Annotated in this window: 1 pseudogene; it reads right to left on the bottom strand. The window is 57.1% G+C overall.

What is annotated here, in order from left to right:
- Positions 1-60: 60 nt before the first annotated feature.
- Positions 61-809 (bottom strand): annotated as a pseudogene (locus CFR72_RS16870) (IS3-like element ISGxy1 family transposase); the annotation flags it as partial.

Raw genomic sequence — 809 nt, 5'->3', positions numbered from 1 at the left:
AGAGGTGGACCCGTCTGTTCGGACAGTTTTTGGGTTTGAATAAGCTATACCCGGTTGTTGTTATGCCGCCATTCTGACGGCGTTGCTGTTGGCCATCTGGTCCGGGGTTAACGCCGGACCAGATGGCGTCGGCGCGCCATGATACGCCTCATCAGGCGTTCGTCCAGCCAGGGCCGTATGGGGACGTTGCCCGTTATAATGGGTGATCCATTTCGTGAGCCCCACTCGAAGTTCTGATCCGGTCTCAAATGCGTGCAGGTAGACACATTCGTATTTCAACGACCGCCACAGACGCTCGATGAACACGTTGTCCAGCCAGCGCCCACGCCCGTCCATGCTAATGCGGATCTGACGTTCTTCCAGGATACCGGTAAAACGGGGCGTCGTGAATTGTGAGCCCTGGTCCGTGTTGAAAATCTCCGGGGTGCCGTAACGCATCAGCGCATCCCGAAGTGCCTCAATACAGAACTCCGCGTCCATCGTGTTCGACAGACGCCAGGACAGCACCTTGCGCGTGAACCAGTCCATGATCGCCACGAGATAGAGAAATCCCCGTTTCATGGGAATATATGTGATATCGGAACACCAGACCTGGTTAGGTCGATCAATGACCAGATCCCGCAGCAGATATGGATATTTCCGATGCTCCGGATGGGGCACACTCGTGCGTGGCTTCTGGTAGATCGCCCGCAGGCCCATGATCGCCATGAGCCGGCGGACGCGTTTGCGCCCCACTTCATGTCCCAGGCGGCGCAGATGCCATGTCATCTGCCGCGAGCCATAATACGGCCTTTCCAGGAACTGGGCGT

Origin of the sequence: Gluconacetobacter entanii (genome assembly GCF_003206495.1) — a bacterium.
GTDB lineage: Bacteria > Pseudomonadota > Alphaproteobacteria > Acetobacterales > Acetobacteraceae > Novacetimonas > Novacetimonas entanii.
The sequence above is the reverse complement of the archived record's forward strand: the minus strand, read 5'-3'. Positions and strand labels throughout refer to the sequence as shown.